Source organism: Halomonas sp. 1513 (assembly GCA_001971685.1).
GTDB lineage: Bacteria > Pseudomonadota > Gammaproteobacteria > Pseudomonadales > Halomonadaceae > Franzmannia.
In genome coordinates this window covers 1,544,087-1,560,214 of record CP019326.1, presented here as the reverse complement: position 1 = coordinate 1,560,214, position 16,128 = coordinate 1,544,087, and the positions used below count along the sequence as shown (strand labels likewise).

The 16,128-nt window shown below is 66.1% G+C and carries 13 protein-coding genes and 1 pseudogene; 6 read left to right on the top strand and 8 right to left on the bottom strand.

Translation table 11 applies throughout. The features are described 5' to 3' along the window. Window positions 1-11 precede the first annotated feature (11 nt). The 7 genes from BWR19_07150 to BWR19_07120 form a co-directional block, all read right to left on the bottom strand. A complete protein-coding gene (locus BWR19_07150) occupies window positions 12-611 on the bottom strand; it encodes a phosphohydrolase (protein APX92723.1) in 600 nt (199 codons plus the stop codon). Between the two features lie 67 nt (window positions 612-678). Next, entirely contained in the window at window positions 679-999 is a 321-nt protein-coding gene (locus BWR19_07145; GenBank protein APX92722.1) for a cytochrome C oxidase subunit IV, read from the bottom strand. A 9-nt stretch (window positions 1,000-1,008) separates the two neighbouring features. Beyond that, window positions 1,009-1,722, bottom strand: coding sequence for a bb3-type cytochrome oxidase subunit IV (locus tag BWR19_07140; protein ID APX92721.1), 714 nt, complete (start codon window positions 1,720-1,722; stop codon window positions 1,009-1,011). Further along, the gene (locus BWR19_07135; GenBank protein ID APX94935.1) at window positions 1,719-2,402 is read right to left on the bottom strand and encodes a cytochrome oxidase subunit III; all 684 of its coding nucleotides are present in this window, start codon (window positions 2,400-2,402) and stop codon (window positions 1,719-1,721) included. The genes BWR19_07140 and BWR19_07135 overlap by 4 nt, the downstream gene beginning before the upstream one ends. 2 nt (window positions 2,403-2,404) lie before the next feature. Then, a complete protein-coding gene (locus BWR19_07130) occupies window positions 2,405-4,192 on the bottom strand; it encodes a cytochrome c oxidase subunit I (GenBank protein APX92720.1) in 1,788 nt (595 codons plus the stop codon). Between the two features lie 3 nt (window positions 4,193-4,195). Continuing rightward, window positions 4,196-5,599, bottom strand: coding sequence for a cytochrome-c oxidase (locus BWR19_07125; protein ID APX92719.1), 1,404 nt, complete (start codon window positions 5,597-5,599; stop codon window positions 4,196-4,198). 157 nt (window positions 5,600-5,756) lie between these two features. Beyond that, entirely contained in the window at window positions 5,757-6,293 is a 537-nt protein-coding gene (locus BWR19_07120; GenBank protein ID APX92718.1) for a DUF1269 domain-containing protein, read from the bottom strand. Between the two features lie 296 nt (window positions 6,294-6,589). Here BWR19_07120 and BWR19_07115 point away from each other — a divergent pair, with 296 nt between their 5' ends. Further along, window positions 6,590-7,306: a histidine utilization repressor gene (locus BWR19_07115; GenBank protein ID APX92717.1), complete on the top strand. Its 717-nt coding sequence runs from the start codon at window positions 6,590-6,592 to the stop codon at window positions 7,304-7,306. A 60-nt stretch (window positions 7,307-7,366) separates the two neighbouring features. On the opposite strand, the pseudogene BWR19_07110 reads toward BWR19_07115, so the two are convergent. Then, a pseudogene (locus BWR19_07110) lies at window positions 7,367-8,706 on the bottom strand (histidine transporter). Between the two features lie 318 nt (window positions 8,707-9,024). Here BWR19_07110 and BWR19_07105 point away from each other — a divergent pair. The 5 genes from BWR19_07105 (at window position 9,025) to BWR19_07085 (ending at window position 16,079) form a co-directional block, all read left to right on the top strand. Further along, on the top strand, window positions 9,025-10,245 hold the full coding sequence (locus BWR19_07105) for an imidazolonepropionase (protein APX92716.1): 1,221 nt from the start codon (window positions 9,025-9,027) through the stop codon (window positions 10,243-10,245). Beyond that, window positions 10,238-11,182, top strand: a complete 945-nt coding sequence (locus BWR19_07100) for a formimidoylglutamase (protein APX92715.1) — start codon at window positions 10,238-10,240, stop codon at window positions 11,180-11,182. Before BWR19_07105 ends, BWR19_07100 begins: the two co-directional genes overlap by 8 nt. A 17-nt stretch (window positions 11,183-11,199) precedes the next feature. After that, complete coding sequence (locus BWR19_07095) at window positions 11,200-12,888, top strand: urocanate hydratase (GenBank protein ID APX92714.1); 1,689 nt, start codon at window positions 11,200-11,202, stop codon at window positions 12,886-12,888. A 220-nt stretch (window positions 12,889-13,108) separates the two neighbouring features. Beyond that, window positions 13,109-14,656, top strand: a complete 1,548-nt coding sequence (locus tag BWR19_07090; GenBank protein ID APX92713.1) for a histidine ammonia-lyase — start codon at window positions 13,109-13,111, stop codon at window positions 14,654-14,656. 76 nt (window positions 14,657-14,732) lie between these two features. Beyond that, a complete protein-coding gene (locus BWR19_07085) occupies window positions 14,733-16,079 on the top strand; it encodes a sodium:proton antiporter (GenBank protein ID APX92712.1) in 1,347 nt (448 codons plus the stop codon). Window positions 16,080-16,128: the final 49 nt, after the last annotated feature.

Sequence of the window (16,128 nt, the reverse complement as noted above, 5' to 3'; positions counted from 1 at the left end):
GCCGCACTACCTCATAGCTCGTCCCGATAGCGCGCCAGCATCGCCGCCTGGCTCTCGGGTTCGCCGCTGCCGCCGGTCTGGTCCTGGATCATCTTGCCCATGCTCGGCAGCACCGCACGTTCGCGGCGACTGTCGTCGGCCCACAGCCGCGAGCGCATCAGTGCCTTGGCGCAGTGCAGGTAGGCCTCCTCTACCGTTACCCGAATCACCACCCGAGGCGTGCGGCGCTCGTCTGTCAGCTGTGCCAGCAGCGCCTCGTCCACCGACACCTCGGCCGCGCCGTTGATGCGCAGGCTCTCATCGACGCCGGGGATCAGAAACAGCAGCCCGAGACGCCCGCTGGCGATGATATTGCTCAGCGAGTCGAGGCGGTTGTTGCCCGGTGAATCGGGAATCAACAACGTGGTGTCATCGACTACCTTGACGAAGCCGGGCGCGCCACCACGTGGCGAGGCATCCTGCTGGGCGCCATCGCCGCTGGCCAGGACCACGAACGGCGACAGCGCGATGAAGCGTCGGCAGTGCTGATCCAGGTGGCTGAGCTGCTTCTGCAGGGCGCGCGGCTTGGCAGGCGGGTAGAGCGCACGCAGTTCCTCGATGGAGCGGATCATCGCTATCTCTCTGGATGGTTGACCGATGGCCAGTGTCGCACGCCGCGATGACGGCGTCGTGTTGCTGTCAACCGGCCAGATTGGCGAGCCGCGAGAGCAGCGTATAGTTGGCTTCCATGGCCATCAGCGCGACCAGGAACAGCAGCACCGCCGGCGGCAGCAGCACGGTGTAGATGAGCGACAGGCGCTCCCACGCCATGTGCATGAAGAACGCCACGATCAGGCCGGCCTTGAGCAGCATGAACAGGGTGATCAGGCCCCACTTGGGATACCCTTCGAGCCCCGAGATATCCACCAGGTAAGAGAGTACGCTGAGCACGAACAGCCAGATCCATACGCGCAGATAGACGCGTAGCTCGGGCTGGTGTTGATCGCTGTCATGCGCCATGACGGCCTCCTACCATAAATAGAAGAATGCGAAGATAAACACCCACACCAGATCGACGAAGTGCCAGTAGAGTCCCAGGCTCTCGACCATGCCGTAGTTGCCCCGGCGCCCGGTCAGAAACCCCGGCCGCCCGCCGTCCAGCGAACCGCGCATCACCTTGACCGCCATGATCACGATGAAGATCACGCCGATGGTGACATGGGTGCCGTGAAAACCGGTGATCAGGAAGAACACCGCGCCGAACTGAGCCGCTCCCCAGGGGTTCTCCCAAGGGCGTACGCCCTCGCCGATCAAGATCGCCCACTCGAAGGCCTGCATGCCAACGAAGCTGGCCCCCAGCAGCGCCGTGACCAGCAGCAGCGCGGCCGTCTTGCGACGGTCGTTGGCATAGCCATACTTCACCGCCAGGGCCATGGTGCCGCTGCTCGAGATCAGGATGAAGGTCATGATGGCGATCAGCAGCAGCGGGATCGACTGCCCGGCGACGGTCAGCGCGAACACCTCGCTGGCATCCGGCCAGGGCTCCACGGTGGACATGCGCAGCACCATGTAGCCGACCAGGAAGCAGGCGAAGATGAACACGTCGCTGAGGATGAACAGCCACATCATCGCCTTGCCCCACGGCACGTCGAACACGCGCCGCTCCGCCGACCAGTCGCGGATCAGGCCGGACGAGCCCTGGGAAGGCGGCGAGGCGTTGGAATCGGGATTCGCCATGCTCATGTCCTCAGCAGCAGAACGAACAGAATGGCCCACACCAGCAGCAGGAAGTGCCAGTACAGCGCGCACAGCTCGACGCTCTGGCGCATGGCGCCGGGTGTGGCGCCCTGCTGCAGGCGGAACAGGCAGCGCGACCAGACGAACAGACCGCCGAGCAGGTGCGCAGCGTGCAGCGCCGTGAGCAGGAAGAAGAACGCATTGGCCGGATTGGCCGCCAAGTAGTGGCCAGCGGCCTGCAGCTGCCACCAGGCCAGCGCCTGGCCGAGAATGAAGGCGATGGTCAAGCCACCTCCGGCCAGCAGCCCGCGCAGCAGCCATGCCGGCTGCTCGTGCCGGGCGGCCCGCCAGGCCAGCTGCAGCGCCACGCTGCCCAGCACCAGACAGGCCGTGTTCCACCACAGCAGGCCCGGCACCGCCAGTGGATGCCAGTCATGGGCCATCTCCTGGCGCATCAGGTAGGCGCTGATGGTCAGCGCGAACAGCGAGGTGACCACCGCCAGAAATACCGCCAATCCCACCCGCGGTGCGGTCGCAGCAGGCGGCACCTGGCCGCCGCCCAGCCCCTGGACCTGGCGGCTCCCCGCGGCCTGGGCCTCCCAGGGGCGTACCCTGAACGAATAGCTGAACAGCCAGCCACCGAACACGGCCATCAGCACCGCCAGGAACACCAGCGAGACGGTCATGCTCATGACGACCTCCTTGGCGCCGCGTCATCGGCCTCGACCGCCTCGGGTGGCATGTTCTGGGGCAGGAAATCCTGCTTGGCGCCGGGCACGCTGTAGTCGTAGGCCCAGCGGTAGACCACCGGCAGCTCGGCGCCGAAGTTGCCGTGGCGCGGCGGGGTGTGTTCGGTCTGCCACTCCAGGGTGGTGGCCTGCCAGGGATTGGGCCCCGCCTGGCGGCCGTGGAAGTAGCTACGCACCAGGTTGTAGAAGAACACCAGCTGCACCAGCGCGACGATGATCGCCGCCACGCTCATGAAGGCGTTGAGGGTCTGGATCGAATCGGGGATATAGGCGGTCTCGCCGTAGCCGTAGTAGCGGCGCGGCACGCCGGCGAAGCCCATGAAGTGCATTGGGTAGAAGATCGCGTAGGTGCCCAGGAAGGTGACCCAGAAGTGCACCTTGCCCAGGGTGTCATCCATCATCCGACCGGTGATCTTGGGGTACCAGTGGTAGATCGCACCGAACACCACCAGCACCGGTGCCACCGCCATCACCATATGGAAGTGGCCGACCACGAAGTAGGTATCTGCCAGTGGCACGTCGACGGTGACGTTGCCCAGGAACAGCCCGCTGAGCCCACCGTTGACGAAGGTGAAGATGAAGCCGATGGCAAACAGCATCGGCACCGTCATGCGGATGTTGCCGCGCCACAGCGTCAGCACCCAATTGTAGACCTTGATCGCGGTGGGCACGGCGATGATCAGGGTGGTGGTGGCGAACAGGAAGCCGAAGTAGGGATTCATGCCGCTGACGAACATGTGGTGAGCCCAGACCACGAAGCTGAGCACGCCGATGATGATGATCGCCCACACCATCATGCGGTAGCCGAAGATGTTCTTGCGCGCATGGGTGGCGAGAATGTCGGAGACGATGCCGAACGCCGGCAGCGCGACGATATACACCTCGGGATGGCCGAAGAACCAGAACAGATGCTGGTAGAGCAAGGGACTGCCGCCCTCATGGCCGGACTGCTCGCCGAGGTTGAGCATCTCGGGCATGAAGAAGCTGGTGCCCAGCAGCATGTCGCAGAGCATCATCAGGATCGCCACCAGCAGCGCCGGAAAGGCCAGCAGCGCCATCACCGTGGCCATGAAGATCCCCCAGATGGTCAGCGGCAGGCGCATCAGCGTCATGCCCCGGGTGCGCGCCTGGAGCACCGTGACCACGTAGTTGAGGCCGCCCATGGTGAAGCCGGCAATGAACACCGACAGCGACGCGAACATCAGCAGGATGCCGCCGTCGATGCCCGGCGTCCCGGGGCTGATCGCCTGGGGCGGATAGAGCGTCCAGCCGGCACCGGTGGCGCCCCCCGGCACGAAGAAGCTGGCCATCAGGATCAGCACCGCGGCCAGGTAGAACCAGTAGCTGAGCATGTTGAGGTAGGGAAAGGCCATGTCCCTGGCGCCACACATCAGCGGAATCAGGTAGTTGCCGAAGGCGCCGAGGAACAGTGCGGTAAGCAGATAGACCACCATGATCATGCCGTGCATGGTGACGTACTGCAGGTAGCTGGCCGGGTCGATCAACGAGAAGGTGTTGGGAAACCCCAGCTGCAGTCGCATCAGGATCGATAGCACCAGCGCCACCAGCCCGATGGCGATGGCGGTCACGCCGTACTGAATGGCGATCACCTTGGCATCCTGGCTCCACACGTACTTGCCGAGGAACGTCTTGGGATGCACCAGCTCCATGTCGTCGAACTCGCCCGCCGGGGCGTGGGGCACGCTGTGCTGTCCGTGGTCTGCCATCGCTCACTCCTCCCTGGCCGCTGACGTCACCGCCGCCATCTCGCCACCGGGCTGCGGCAGGGTCATGATGTAGGCCACCACGTCGCTGACCGCCTGCTCGTCGACCAGCACCTGGGCCATCTCGATCATCTGGTTGCCGTAGGGATCCTCGCGATGCCGCCCGCGAATCCCTTGCCGGAAATTCTGCAGCTGGCGCTCCAGGTACCAGTCCGGCATGCCCGCCAGCCGCGGGCCGTTGGTGGCGCGGATGCCCTGCCCCTGCTGGCCATGGCAGTTGGCGCATGTGCGATAGCGGCGCGCGCCGCGCTCGGGGTCGCCGGCGTCCAGGCTGGCCTGAAGCGGCCGCTCGGGTAGGGTTTCGATATAGGCCGCCACGTCGGCTATCGCCTGGCGGTCGGGCAGCATGCTGGCGAAGGGACGCATCTGGATGCCGTAGATGTCGTCTTCGTGAGTACCACGCGCCCCGCTGCGGAACAGCTCGAGCTGACGCTCCAGGTACCAGGCGTCGAGCCCCGCCAGCTTGGGTGCGTTGAGGTCCTGATTGCCCTGCCCTTCGGCGCCATGGCAGGCGGCACAGCTGGTATAGCGGGACTCCCCCGCTTGCGGGTCGCCAGGCTGGCGAGCGGCGAGTTCGGCATAGGTGGGCTGCTCGGCGAGCCAGGCGTCGAAGACCTGCTGCTCGACCACCTCGATGCGCCCGCGCATGGCAAAATGGGCGATGCCGCAAAGTTGGGCACAGACGATCTCGTACTCGCCAAGCACGGTGGGCGTGAACCAGAAGTAGGAGGTCTGCCCCGGCACCATGTCCATCTTGGCGCGGAAGTTGGCCACTTTGACGTTGTGCAGCACGTCCTTGGATCGCAGCACCATCTTCACCGGTCGATCCACCGGCAGCAGCAGGTGTGGCGCGGTAATCAGGATATCGTCCTGACCCGCCGGATCATCGATCAGACCGAAGGGGTTGTGCTCATCGATGAAACGATTGTGGGCCGAGCCGAAACGGCCATCTTCCCCCGGGAAGCGGAAACTCCAGTGCCACTGCTGGCCCACGACCTCAACCTGATGCGCATCCTCCGGTGGCGACACGAAGGACGCCCAGACCACCAGGCCCGGTGCCAGCAGGCCGGCAATGCCCAGCGTGGTGAGACCGGTCAACCATATCTCCAGCGACTTGTTCTCCGGGTCGTACTGGGAGCGCCGGCGCTGATTGAAACGGTAGCGAACGACCACGTAGGCCAGGAACAGGTTCACTGCCAGGAACACCGCCCCGGTCACCCACAGGGTGATCTGGATGGTGTCGTCGATCGCCCCCCAATTGGACGCCAGTGGGGTGAGGTACCAGGGGCTGAAAAAGAAGAACAGCACCGAGCCCACCGCCAACACGATGACCGCAATCGCAATTGCCACCGTCGCCCCCTTGCCTACGCCTGACTATATTGTCAGCCAGCCATCAGACTTATTTATGTAACAGCTGGCTATTAGTTACCTTTTAAGCACATCCATCCGGACAATATACCAATTCGCTACTAGCAACTCGCGGAAAGTAATAATGGCGATATGAGGCTTAAACACCAGTGCCACAGTGATGACGTCGCTCTTCCGCTGTTACTTTATCGATGATCACTTCAGGGTGATGGCGGTGAATCGCCGAATAGACTTTCGATTCCTGTTCCTTGGCGACGTCGACCATCATCAGGAAGGCACCGCGTTCGATCTCGTCTTCGTACTTGTCGACTTTCACGTCGTGGACCGAGACGCCGATCATGGTGCTGGTCCAGACGCCGAACAGCCCGCCGAAAATGCCCATCCCGGCGATCACCATACTGATGCCAACGTCGCCTAGGCCCTCGCCCAGCACGAAGTAGACCAGCACGCCGAGGGCGCAGCCCAGCGGGATGCCGAACAACAAACCGCGCACGGCGGCATGCCCCACGTCGGAGGTCTGACGCAGGGTAGCATTGTTGACGCCGCGCTCCTTGAGGTGCACCCAGTCGCGCCCGGTGACGTGCACTTCACTCTGGGACAAACCCAGATCCTCCAACTCATGGGCGATATTGACCGTGGTATCCAGGTCGGGGGTAAGGAAGTAGAGGCGCTGCATGACATGCCCTCCTCAATCGGGTGCGGGCGACGCAACGCGACAGGATGCACCGTGAACTAGTGCAGTCGCTTACTTGATAATTCGTCCCTAAACTATCACGGCGTCATATACGACCCGCTTAGTGGGGTTTGTCTTTATCAAGGTTGTCTATATATGGCGTTCGAGCAAGTTTCTTTTATGTCAATTAAGCCTAACGGGATACATATCGCTCATGTCCCGGGGTGCCACCGCCGCCGCTGGCGGGTAGACTATCCCAGCCTGATGACCGATCACTGACATAGGATCCCGCGCCGACCATGGGCAGCTCTCCCCCGCTCTACCTGCAGATTCAGCAACACCTGCTGGAGAAGATTCACAGCGGCGTCTGGCCGACGCACCATCAGATCCCCCCCGAGGAGCAGCTGGCCCGCGACTTCGGCGTCAGTCGCATGACCGCCAACAAGGCGATACGCGACCTGGTGCAGCAGGGTTACCTGACCCGCCAACCGGGGCTCGGCACCTTCGTCACCGACCGCAAGGCGGAGTCATCGCTGGTCGACGTGCATAACATCGCCGAGGAGGTGCGCAGCCGCGGCCACGCCTACAGTAATCAGGTACTCGCCAGCGAAGCCATCGCCGCCGACGACGAGGTGGCCCTGCGCCTCGGCGTGCGCCTCGGCACCCAGGTCTTCCACACCCTGATCGTGCACTGCGAGAACACGATACCGATCCAGCTCGAGGATCGCTACGTCAACCCGCGCTGGGTGCCCGACTACCTGGCCACCGACTTCTCGCGTCACACCCCCAACGAGGTGCTGGTGGCGGCCTGCCCGATCAGCGATATCGAGCACGTGGTCGAAGCGGTGCTGGTGGATGCCACCACCGCCGGCCATCTCGACACCGAGACCAGCCGCCCCTGCCTGAGCATGATCCGCCGCACCTGGTCCGGCGAGCATCTGATCAGCTATGCCCGGCTGATACACCCCGGCGAGCGCTACAAGCTGCGCTCCTCGGTGCACCGCAACGGCAGCTGATCCTCCGCACTGCAACCGAACTCAGGTCCGGCCGCAGTGAGGCGACAAGGGCGGGACGTCTCACCCCCCGGAGAGCGCCAGGGCCAGATACCCCGCCGGCACCGCCAGCAGCAGGCTCAGCGCCACGCGCATGAACCACACCACCACGATGCGCGCCACCGACAGTGGAATGCTGGTGGAGAGGATGCAGGGGATCGACGCCGAGAAGAACAGCACCCCGGATACCGACACCACCCCGGCGGCAAAGCGCGCCACGAACTCGGCCTCCGCCATCAACAGGGCCGGCAGGAACATCTCGGCGAGCCCCGCCGCCGAGGCCTGCGCCAGGGCCGCACCGTCATCGAGCCCCCAGATCGCCACGAACGGGTAGAACAGCCAGCCCAGCCACTCGAACAGCGGCGTGTACTTGGCCAGCAGCAGGCCTAGCAGCCCCACCGACATGATCGACGGCAGGATGCTGATCGCCATCACCAGTCCTTCACGTACGTTGAGCGCCACGCTGCGGTGTAGGCCCGGCGCCTGCTCGGCAACCCCTAGCCCGGTGTGCCAGGCGGTGGAGAGTCGCTTGCCGGGCAGCGCCTCGGGCTCGCCGTCCGGCTTGCCATCGTCCATCCGCGACAGTGGCGGCAGGCGCACGGTCACCGCGGTGACGATGAAGGTGATGGCCAGGGTCAGCCAGAAGTAGAGGTTCCATACGCTCATCAAGTCGAGGGTGCGGGCGACGATGATCATGAAGGTCGCCGACACCGTGGAGAAGCCGGTGGCGATGATCGCCGCCTCGCGTGCCGAATACTGACCCGCCTGATAGACCCGATTGGTGATCAATAGCCCGATTGAATAGCTGCCGACGAAGGACGCCACCGCATCGATGGCGCTGCGCCCAGGCGTGCGCCAGATGGGTCGCATGATCGGCTGCAGCAATACGCCGATCAGCTCCAGCAGCCCGTAGCTGATCAGCAGCGCCAGAAACACCGCGCCGATCGGCACGATCAGCCCGACCGGGATCACCAGCCGTTCGAACAGGAACGGCAGCATATCGGGTTCGTGCAGGAAGCCTGGGCCCCAGCCGGTCATAGCCATCAGCGCCGCGGCTACCCCGGCAATCTTCAACACGCTGAAAATGCGCTCGGTAAGACTGCGATTCCAGTAGCCCTTGACCAGCGGATAGGCGGCACCGGCCACGATCAGCCCAGGGCGTAGAAACCGCTCAGGTCGCCTAGCAGGTTACGCCCCCCGGTGACCATATGGTCGAGCAGGATGGTGGTATTGCCGGCGATAGTGACCGGCACGAAGAAGATCAGGATGCCCAGCGCGCTAGGCAGAAACAGCTTGAGCACGGTGGCGGGCCGGGCGGTTGCCCTGGGACGGCCCCCATCGGCCGCGGAGTGATGGTCTGACATGGGGAGTGCCTCCCTCTGGTTGTCTGATTGGCAGTAGCGGGAATCGCAAGGATACCGACCATATGTATATACAATATGACGACCACCGCCGCCAATCCCGACGCCTCATCAGCGACTATACTTTGGTCTTATCAAGTCCCGAAAGCATCTTTCCGGATTGCAATGAAAAGAAATAAAATCCTTTATTATCAATATAATAATCCCTTATCGCCCATTATGTGCGCAAGCCGCGTCAACGACATGCCGACACCGCACTTGACGTCGCCAGCGGGTATGTCTAAATGTATATACAAATACGCCACTCAAGCAGGAGGCCCCATGCCAGGCACCCAGCCAACCGCCATGCTATGGCGCGACGTCACGCTCTTCGACGGCCATCGCAGCCACCCCGAGCCGATGGCGGTGATCGTCGAGGGCAAGCGTATCGACCAGGTGATGCCAATGGCCCAGGCGGACGATGCACGGCTTGCCGCGTGCCGCGAAATGGCCCGCGGCGGCGTGATGACCCCCGGCCTGGTGGACTGCCATACCCATCTGGTGTTTGGCGGCTCGCGGGCCGATGAATTCGAGCAGCGCCTCGAAGGCGTCGGCTACGAGGAGATCGCCCGCCGCGGCGGCGGCATCCTCAGCACCGTCAACGCCACCCGCGCGGCCAGCGAGGACGAACTCTTCGCCGCCGCCCGGCCGCGCCTCGAAGCACTGATGGCCGAGGGCGTGACCACGGTGGAGATCAAGTCCGGCTACGGCCTGACGGTCAGCGACGAGCTCAAGATGCTGCGCGTGGCGCGTCGCCTGGGCGAGGCGCTGCCGGTGCGAGTGGTCACCACCCTGCTCGGCGCCCACGCCCTGCCGCCGGCGTTCAAGAACGATAGCGACGGCTATATCCGCCTGGTCTGCGAAGAGATGATCCCCGCCGCCATTGCCGAGGGCCTGGCCGACGCCGTCGACGTATTCTGCGAGAAGATCGCCTTCTCGGTGGCCCAGTGCGAGCGGGTCTTCGCCGCCGCCAAGGCCCAAGGCCTGCCCATCAAGGCCCACGCCGAGCAACTCTCCAACCTCGGCGGCAGCGCCGCCGCGGCGCGCTTCGGCGCCCTCTCCGCCGACCATATCGAATACCTCGACGAGGCCGGCGTAGCCGCCCTACGCGACGCAGGCAGCGTCGCCGTGCTGCTGCCCGGTGCCTTCCACACCCTGCGCGAGACCCAGCTGCCGCCCATCGACGCCCTGCACCGCGCAGGCGTGCCGATGGCCGTGGCCACCGACGCCAACCCCGGCAGCTCACCGATCTTCGACCCGACGCTGATGCTCAACTTCGCCTGCACCCTGTTCCGACTTACGCCTCAGGAAGCCCTGGCCGGCATGACCGCCCACGGCGCATTGGCGCTCGGACTCGCCGAACAAGGCCTCGGCCGCATCCGAGCCGGCGCCCCGGCGGACCTCTGCCTGTGGAGCGCCGACACCCCGGCGGCGCTGGCCTATGCCGTGCAGCCCGGCCGGTTGCGCCAGCGAATCTTTAACGGCGAGGTGGCCCATGGCTAACTCAATCGACATGTCGGCCTGGGCCGGCCGCGAGGACCCCGAGGCCGACAGCCTGCGCTGGCATCAAGCGATCCAGCCGCTGATGCCGGACAGCCCACCTGGCGTTGCCCTGCTGGGGTTCGCCTGCGATGCCGGCGTGGCACGCAACAAGGGACGTATCGGCGCCGCCAAGGGGCCTCGTGCGCTACGTCGCGCCCTGGCGCCGCTGGCCTGGCACCGCCAGGCGCCGGCCTATGACGCCGGCGACGTGAGCTGCCACGGCGATACCGACATGGAAGCCGCCCAGGCGCGCCTCGCCGAGCGGCTGGCTGCCCTGCTCGCGTCGGGCCAGCGCCCCATCGCCCTCGGCGGCGGCCATGAGATCGCCTTCGCCAGCTGGTCCGGGCTGGCCCGCCACCTCGACGCCAGCGGCGCAGACAAGCCGCGGGTCGGCATCATCAATCTCGATGCCCACCTCGACCTGCGCGACCCGGCGCATGTGCGCTCCTCCGGCACGCCCTTCGCGCAGATCGCCGAGGCCTGCGAGGCCCGCGGCTGGCCGTTTCGCTACGCCTGCCTGGGGGTGAGCCGTGCCGCCAATACCCGGGCGCTGTTCAACCGCGCCCGGGAACTGGGCGTGCTGGTGCGCGAGGATCGCGACTTCCAGCCGCCCCGGCTCGACGCCATCCAGCGCGACCTGGAGCGCTTCATGGCGCGCTGCGACCACCTCTACCTGACCATCGACCTCGACGTGCTGCCCGCCGCCGAGGCCCCCGGGGTCAGTGCGCCAGCGGCCCGCGGCGTGACGCTGGCGCAGCTCGAACCGCTTATCGAGGCGGTGCGCGACAGCGGCAAGCTGCGCCTCGCCGACCTCGCCGAGCTCAACCCCGACCACGACATCGACCAGCGCACCGCCCGTTCGGCGGCGCGCCTGATCCATCAACTGACCCTGGATTGACCTCACAGGAGACCGCCATGAACAGCCACCAGACCTTTGACCCGCGCCACGACGCCAGCCGCCGGATCGCCGCCCCCACCGGCAGCGAACTCAGCTGCAAGAGCTGGCTCACCGAAGCCCCCATGCGCATGCTGATGAACAACCTTCACCCGGACGTCGCCGAGCGCCCCGAGGACCTGGTGGTCTACGGCGGCATCGGTCGCGCCGCCCGCGACTGGCAGTGCTTCGATACCATCGTCGAGACCCTCAAGCGCCTCGAGGACAACCAGTCGCTGCTGATCCAGTCGGGCAAGCCGGTGGGCGTGTTCGAGACCCACAGGGACGCCCCGCGGGTACTCATCGCCAACTCCAACCTGGTGCCGGCCTGGGCCAACTGGGAGCACTTCAACGAGCTGGATAAGCAGGGCCTGATGATGTATGGCCAGATGACCGCCGGCTCGTGGATCTACATCGGCTCCCAGGGCATCGTCCAGGGCACCTACGAGACCTTTGTCGAAGCCGGACGCCAGCACTACGACGGCAAGCTCAGCGGGCGCTGGATCCTCACCGCCGGCCTCGGCGGCATGGGCGGCGCCCAGCCGCTGGCGGCGACCCTGGCCGGTGCTTGTTCGCTGAACATCGAGTGCCAGCAGACCAGCATCGACTTCCGCCTGCGCACCCGCTACCTGGACGAGCAGGCCGACGACCTCGACGACGCCCTGGCGCGCATCGAGCGCTACACCGCCGAGGGCAAGGCGGTCTCCATCGGCCTGTGCGCCAACGCCGCCGAGGTGCTGCCCGAGCTGGTCAAGCGCGGCGTGAAGCCCGATATGGTCACCGACCAGACCAGCGCCCACGACCCGCTGCACGGCTACCTGCCCGCCGGCTGGAGCTGGGACGAGTATGTGGCCCGCGGCAAGCGCGAGCCCGCCGCCGTGGTCAAGGCTGCCAAGCAGTCCATGGCGGTGCACGTGCAGGCCATGCTCGACTTCCAGCAGATGGGCGTGCCGACCTTCGACTACGGCAACAATATCCGCCAGATGGCTCAGGAAGAGGGTGTGGAGAACGCCTTCGACTTCCCCGGCTTCGTGCCGGCCTATATCCGCCCGCTGTTCTGCCAGGGCATCGGACCGTTCCGCTGGGTGGCGCTGTCCGGCGACCCGGAAGACATCTACAAGACCGACCAGAAGGTCAAGGAGCTGATCCCCGACGACCCGCACCTGCACAACTGGCTGGATATGGCCCGTGAGAGAATCTCCTTCCAGGGTCTGCCGGCGCGGATCTGCTGGGTCGGCCTCAAGGATCGCGCCCGCCTGGGCCAGGCCTTCAACGAGATGGTCGCCAATGGCGAGCTCAAGGCGCCCATCGTGATCGGCCGCGACCACCTCGACTCCGGCTCGGTGGCCAGCCCCAACCGCGAGACCGAGGCGATGATGGACGGTAGCGACGCCGTTTCCGACTGGCCGCTGCTCAACGCCCTGCTCAACACCGCCGGCGGCGCCACCTGGGTCTCGCTGCACCACGGCGGCGGCGTCGGCATGGGCTATTCACAGCACGCCGGGGTGGTGATCGTCGCCGACGGCAGCGATGACGCCCACGCCCGCCTCGGCCGGGTGCTGCGCAACGACCCGGGCACCGGGGTGATGCGCCACGCCGACGCCGGCTACGATATCGCCAAGCAGTCCGCCCGCGACAACGGCCTCGACCTGCCGATGCTGGATAAGTAAGCGCGCCTCGACGTGCGGCGCGATGAGCGCCGGGGACAAGGCGAAGCGAGGGTTTTTTGCCATGGATGGCAAAAGTAGCGCCCAGGGATGGGGTCACAGCGCCTCCTCGCAGGCCTGCCGCCGGAACAGCTCCTATGCCGATGAGCTTTCAAGCGCGCTGAGCGCCGGAACAGCTCCTAACCAGTCAGCAAAGAACGCACCTTTAAGAGAGATTCACCGCATGCCACATCTCGAGATCCACCCCGGCAAGATGACCCTGGCCCAGGCTCGCCAGGTCTTCGAGGCGCCCATCCAGGTAAGCCTGCCCGACAGCGCCAATGCCGCCATCCAGCAAGGCGTCGACTGCGTCAACCAGGTCGTCGCCGAAGACCGCACCGTCTACGGCATCAACACCGGCTTCGGCCTGCTGGCCCAGACCCGCATCGAACACGAGCACCTCGAAGACCTGCAGCGCTCGCTGGTGCTGTCGCATGCCACCGGCGTCGGCCCGGCCATCGACGACGCCCTGGTGCGGCTGATCATGGTGCTCAAGGTCAACAGCCTGGCGCGGGGCTACTCCGGCATTCGCCGCGACGTGCTCGACGCGCTGATCGCCCTGGTCAACGCCGAGGTCTACCCGCATATCCCGCTCAAGGGCTCGGTTGGCGCCTCCGGCGACCTGGCGCCGCTCGCCCATATGAGCGTGGTACTGCTCGGCGAAGGCAAGGCCCGCTACCGTGGCGAATGGCTGCCCGCCCGCCAGGCGCTGGAGATCGCCGGCCTGCAGCCCATCGCCCTGGCCCCCAAGGAGGGCCTGGCGCTGCTCAACGGCACCCAGGTCTCCAGCGCCTATGCGCTTAAGGGACTATTCGACGCCGAAGACCTCTACGCCGCCGCCACGGTCTGCGGCGCGCTGACCGTCGAGGCCACGCTCAGCTCACGCTCGCCCTTCGACCCGCGCATCCACGAGGTGCGCGGCCAGCAGGGCCAGATCGACGCCGCCGCGGCCTACCGCCACCTGCTCGGCGAGCGCAGCGCACTGAGCGACTCCCACGTCGACTGCGGCAAGGTCCAGGACCCCTACTCGCTGCGCTGCCAGCCCCAGGTGATGGGTGCCTGCCTGACCCAGCTGCGCCAGGCCGCCGAGGTGCTGGCGGTGGAGGTAAACGCGGTCTCCGACAACCCGCTGGTGTTCGCCGAGCAGGGTGACATCATCTCCGGCGGCAACTTCCACGCCGAGCCGGTGGCCATGGCCGCCGACAACCTGGCGCTGGCCATCGCCGAGATAGGCTCGCTCACCGAGCGGCGCGTCTCGCTGATGATGGACAAGCACATGTCCCAGCTGCCGCCCTTCCTGGTCGAGAACGGCGGGGTCAACTCCGGCTTCATGATCGCCCAGGTGACAGCGGCGGCCCTGGCCAGCGAGAACAAGGCGCTGGCGCACCCGCACAGCGTTGACAGCCTGCCCACCTCGGCCAACCAGGAGGACCACGTCTCCATGGCGCCGGCCGCCGGCAAACGGCTGTGGGAGATGGCCGACAACGTGCGCGGGATACTCGCCATCGAGTGGCTGGCGGCCTGCCAGGGCCTCGACTTCCGGGTTCAGGACGGCGAGCGGCTGACCAGCACTGCGGCGCTGGAGCAGGCCCGCAGCGCACTGCGCGAGCGCGTCAGCTACTACGCCAAGGACCGCTTCTTCGGCCCCGATATCGAAGCCGCCAGCGAGCTGCTGGCAGGGCGCACCTTGAGCACGCTAGTGCCCGCCGGTATGCTGCCCAGCGCTCGCTGAGCCGCCGTGATTCACCCCCGGGGCGCCTGGCCGCGGGGCTCGTCATCCCTGCTCAATCCAACCACAAGAGTGCTTCATGAATGCCATCGTGCTGGCCATCCTGGTGATGGTCTCCCTGAGTCTTGCCCGGGTTTCCGTGGTCTTCGCGCTGATCGTCGCCACCCTGGTCGGCGGCCTGGTCGCCGGCATGCCGCTGGGCGAGATCCTCGACGCCTTCAACGACGGGCTCGGCAACGGCGCCACCATCGCGCTCTCCTACGCCGTGCTGGGTGCCTTCGCCGTGGCGCTGTCGCGCTCGGGCATCACCGAGCTGCTGGCCAACCGCGCCATCGCCGGTCTCAACCTCGACAGCGACGGCGGCAATCGGCGCCTGGTGGCCTACACCCTGCTCGCCGCGCTGCTGGCCGCCGCGGTCAGCTCCCAGAACCTGATCCCGGTGCATATCGCCTTCATTCCGGTGCTGGTGCCGCCGCTGCTCAAGCTGATGAATCACCTCAACCTCGACCGCCGGGTGGCGGCCTGCGTGATCACCTTCGGTATTACCGCCCCCTATATGCTGCTGCCGGTGGGCTTCGGGGCGATCTTCCTCAACGATATCCTGCTCGCCAACCTCAACGAGAGCGGTGCCGCGCTGGGCCTCGAGGTGACCCGCGGCATGGTGCCCGTGGCGATGCTGATTCCGATCGGCGGCATGGCGCTGGGCCTGGCCGTGGCGGTGCTGTTCAGCTATCGCAAGGGGCGCCGCTACGAGGACCGTGACCTGGCCCACGGCGACGAGACGCCCGCCGAGGCGGCACGCCATCTGGCGCCCTGGCAGAAAGCCGTGCTGGCGGCCTCGCTGGTGGGCACGGTGGCGGTGCAGTTGGTGACCGGCTCGATGGTGCTGGGCGGGATCTTCGGCTTCGCGCTGCTGTCGGTGAGCGGCGTGTTCCGCTGGCACGAGCAGGACGGCATCTTCACCGAAGGCATGCGCATGATGGCGCTGGTGGGGTTCATCATGATCTCGGCGGCGGGCTTTGCCAGCGTGATGCAGGCCAGCGGCGAAGTGGAGGGCCTGGTCGCCGGCTCAGCCGAGCTGATCGGCGACAACAAGGGCCTGGCCGCACTGGTCATGCTGCTGGTGGGGCTGTTCATCACCATGGGCATCGGCTCGTCGTTCTCGACCATCCCCATCATCGCCTCGCTCTACGTTCCCTTGGCGCTGGGCTTCGGCTTCTCGCCGATGGCCACCATCGCCCTGGTCGGCACCGCCGCGGCGCTGGGTGATGCCGGCTCGCCGGCCTCGGACTCGACCCTGGGCCCCACCGCCGGCCTCAACGCCGACGGCCAGCACGACCATATCTGGGACACCGTGGTGCCGACCTTCCTGCACTACAATATCCCGCTGATCGCCTTCGGCTGGGTCGCCGCCATGATCCTTTGACGCGGTCGTCGGTTATCCCGGCGCCTACGGCAGGCCTCGATCTGTCGTC

Excerpts from the sequence above, each read along its gene's own strand:
- BWR19_07085 (APX92712.1), top strand. The coding sequence starts at position 14,733 with ATGAATGCCATCGTGCTGGCCATCCTGGTGATGGTCTCCCTGAGTCTT.
- BWR19_07120 (APX92718.1), bottom strand. The coding sequence starts at position 6,293 with ATGCAGCGCCTCTACTTCCTTACCCCCGACCTGGATACCACGGTCAAT.
- BWR19_07105 (APX92716.1), top strand. The coding sequence starts at position 9,025 with ATGCCAGGCACCCAGCCAACCGCCATGCTATGGCGCGACGTCACGCTC.
- BWR19_07100 (APX92715.1), top strand. The coding sequence starts at position 10,238 with ATGGCTAACTCAATCGACATGTCGGCCTGGGCCGGCCGCGAGGACCCC.
- BWR19_07135 (APX94935.1), bottom strand. The coding sequence starts at position 2,402 with ATGACCGTCTCGCTGGTGTTCCTGGCGGTGCTGATGGCCGTGTTCGGT.
- BWR19_07115 (APX92717.1), top strand. The coding sequence starts at position 6,590 with ATGGGCAGCTCTCCCCCGCTCTACCTGCAGATTCAGCAACACCTGCTG.
- BWR19_07095 (APX92714.1), top strand. The coding sequence starts at position 11,200 with ATGAACAGCCACCAGACCTTTGACCCGCGCCACGACGCCAGCCGCCGG.
- BWR19_07130 (APX92720.1), bottom strand. The coding sequence starts at position 4,192 with ATGGCAGACCACGGACAGCACAGCGTGCCCCACGCCCCGGCGGGCGAG.
- BWR19_07140 (APX92721.1), bottom strand. The coding sequence starts at position 1,722 with ATGAGCATGGCGAATCCCGATTCCAACGCCTCGCCGCCTTCCCAGGGC.
- BWR19_07150 (APX92723.1), bottom strand. The coding sequence starts at position 611 with ATGATCCGCTCCATCGAGGAACTGCGTGCGCTCTACCCGCCTGCCAAG.
- BWR19_07145 (APX92722.1), bottom strand. The coding sequence starts at position 999 with ATGGCGCATGACAGCGATCAACACCAGCCCGAGCTACGCGTCTATCTG.
- BWR19_07090 (APX92713.1), top strand. The coding sequence starts at position 13,109 with ATGCCACATCTCGAGATCCACCCCGGCAAGATGACCCTGGCCCAGGCT.